The sequence below is a fragment of the Prevotella sp. HMSC073D09 genome, assembly GCF_001814145.1.
Taxonomy (GTDB): domain Bacteria; phylum Bacteroidota; class Bacteroidia; order Bacteroidales; family Bacteroidaceae; genus Prevotella; species Prevotella conceptionensis.
Genome location: NZ_KV815045.1, coordinates 1 through 3,201 on the forward strand (window position 1 = coordinate 1; position 3,201 = coordinate 3,201).

The following is a 3,201-nucleotide window of genomic DNA, read 5'->3' on the forward strand; positions in this document are numbered from 1 at the left end:
TTAGTTAGATATTTACTGAATATCCCTATTTATACGCAAAGGTACAAAAAATATGAATAACAAATTTTGGTTTTAAGCCTTTTTTACTACCTTTGCGCTGTTTTCAGCGTATAACGTTTATCTTTAAATACAACGCTCATTATATTAATATAGAATGGCAACAGGCGCAGAAAAAGGCTCTAATGCCCCTACCCTACGTCTTTGCCACATTAAACAATCATACAAAATGGTGAAAGTAACCAAAGAGGCAGCTTTAAGCTATCATCAGAGTGGACGCCCTGGAAAGATTGAAGTGCGGCCCACCAAGCCCTATCACACCCAAACAGACCTTAGCTTGGCCTATTCGCCTGGTGTGGCTTATCCTTGTCTCGAAATACAAGGCAATCCCGACGACGTGTACAAATACACCGACAAGGGAAACCTCGTGGCCGTTATCAGTAACGGAACGGCTGTACTGGGATTAGGCGACATCGGTGCGATGAGCGGCAAGCCTGTGATGGAAGGGAAGGGATTGCTGTTTAAGATATATGGTGGCATCGACGTGTTCGACATCGAACTAGCCGAGAAAGACCCTGAAAAGTTCTGTGAAACGGTTGAGCGGATTGCCCCAACCTTTGGCGGCATCAACCTAGAAGACATCAAGGCACCCGAATGTTTCTACATCGAAGAACGACTTAAACGAACGTTAGACATCCCCGTGATGCACGACGACCAGCACGGAACGGCCATCATTTCGGCCGCAGGACTGAAAAATGCGCTCGAAGTGGCTGGTAAAGACATTAAGAAAGTGCGCATTGTGGTTAATGGTGCAGGGGCTGCGGCCATTAGTTGTACCAAGCTTTATCTTGCCCTTGGTGCGCAAAGAGAGAACGTGGTGATGCTCGACTCGAAGGGAGTTATCACCACCGACCGCGAGAACCTTAACGACCAAAAGGCACTTTTCGCCACCGAACGTCGCGACATACGTACATTGGAAGAGGCAATTAAGGGTGCCGACGTCTTTGTCGGCTTGTCTAAGGGTAACATTCTCACCCAAGATATGGTACGTTCGATGGCAGATAGGCCCATTGTGTTTGCCTTGGCCAATCCTGTTCCCGAAATATCCTACGAAGATGCGATGGCGTCACGCCCCGATGTGCTCATTTCAACGGGACGTTCCGACTATCCCAACCAGATAAACAATGTTATTGGTTTTCCTTACATCTTCCGCGGTGCACTCGACGTACACGCCACAGCCATCAACGAAGAAATGAAAATGGCTGCTGTGCATGCGATTGCCGACTTGGCCAAACAGCCTGTTCCCGATGTGGTTAACGACATCTATCGTGTTAACGACCTAACTTTCGGACCGCTCTATTTCATCCCCAAGCCCGTAGACCCACGCCTTATCACCGAGGTTTCGGCTGCTGTGGCTAAGGCTGCGATGGAAAGTGGTGTGGCAAGGAAAAGCATAACCAATTGGGATGCGTATAAAAACAGCTTGATGCAGCTGCTTGGCCAAGAGACGGTGTTTACAAGAAAACTGCACGATACGGCTCGTTTGCAACCCCAGCGCGTGGTATATGCCGAGGGCGGACACCCAAGTATGATGAAAGCTGCCGTGCAAGCCAAGGCCGAAGGTATCTGTTTCCCTATACTATTGGGCAACCCCGACCGCATTAACCGCCAAGCGCAACGCCTAAAACTGGACCTTAGCGGAATTAAAATTATCGACATGCGTGCTGATAAGGAGCAAGGCCGGCGTGCAACGTACGCCAAACACCTTGCCGAAAAGCTGGCACGCAAGGGCTATACATTCCAAGAGGCCTACGACAAGATGTACGAACGCAACTATTTTGGCATGATGATGGTTGAACGGGGCGATGCCGACGCATTTATCACGGGGCTATACACCAAGTATTCAAACACCATTAAGGTGGCCACAGAGGTAGTTGGCGTTCGCGAAGGTTTCCATACGTTCGGCACCATGCACGTTGTTAACTCGCAAAAGGGTACATACTTCATCGCCGACACGCTTATCAACCGCCATCCCGACAACAATTTCCTTGTTGACATTGCTCGTTTAAGTGCCAACACCGTTGAGTTTTTCAATGAAAAACCCGTAATGGCGATGATTAGTTACTCTAACTTTGGCACTGACGAGATTGGCAGCCCGCTGAAAGTTCACGAGGCGGTTGAAGAGCTGCATGCTAATTATCCCAACTTGGTTGTTGACGGTGAGATGCAAGTGAACTTTGCACTGAATAGGGAAATGAGGGACGAGAAGTACCCCTTCTCTAAGTTGAAAGACAAGGATGTAAATACCCTTGTCTTCCCAAACCTTAGCAGTGCTAACGCTAGCTATAAGTTTTTACAGGCCCTTAACCCCAAAACCGAAATTATCGGACCAATTCAAATGGGGCTAAACCGACCTATCCACTTCACCGATTTCGAGGCATCTGTTAGGGATATAGTTAATGTAACGGCTGTTGCCGTAGTAGATGCCTGCGTAGACAAAATGAAAAGGGCTGGTAAAGCTAAGCGATAAGGAAGGTGTCATGCACCATACAGCTAAGTTGCTAAGCAATAAATAGGGCATGTTGCACACAACCGCTGCCTTGTTGTCTTTATAGTTGCATTTATTAGCAAATACACATCAATTAATGTAGCACGCTATTTCCGCATTCGGAACATAGCGTGCTATATTTTTTTTACCAATGGCAAAGTTGAAAAGATGGCTGCATCGATTAACTTGTTGACTATACCACTCACCTTGTCAACTCGTTAACTAGCCCCATGTCAACTCGTAAACTGGTTACCTGCGTTTCCATGGTGCTGTCTCCGTTGGATGTAAATTGCATGACTGCAACTGCTCGCGAGGTTGTCGTAAGCTTACGTGTTTCTCGTGCCGTTGCCAATGCGCTTGTATACGGCAAAATCTTTTTTGTCTAGTTTTTAGTAAGGAATTTAACATTATGAGTACCCTTTTTGTTCACCAATCTCCAACCTTGCCGCAAAAAATCGATTCTCGCGAGGGTTGGTTTTGATGCAAAAAGGGTGTAGTTGCAAATGCTGGCAAAATGAATATTTATGTCAAGCAACCGACATTTACACCAGTTTTTGGGCTATTTGTCGCTAAATATAGTGCAATATGCCGCTAAACGCATTGCAATATGGTGCAAAACGTAGTGCGTTTTGATGCTAAATGCAAGGCAAAATGGT

1 protein-coding gene is annotated in these 3,201 nt (G+C 46.6%); it reads left to right on the plus strand.

Features of this window, described 5'->3' with window-relative positions; genetic code table 11:
- The first annotated feature begins 226 nt into the window (after positions 1-226).
- On the plus strand, positions 227-2,527 hold the full coding sequence (locus HMPREF2955_RS02070; RefSeq protein WP_070720421.1) for an NADP-dependent malic enzyme: 2,301 nt from the start codon (positions 227-229) through the stop codon (positions 2,525-2,527).
- Positions 2,528-3,201: the final 674 nt, after the last annotated feature.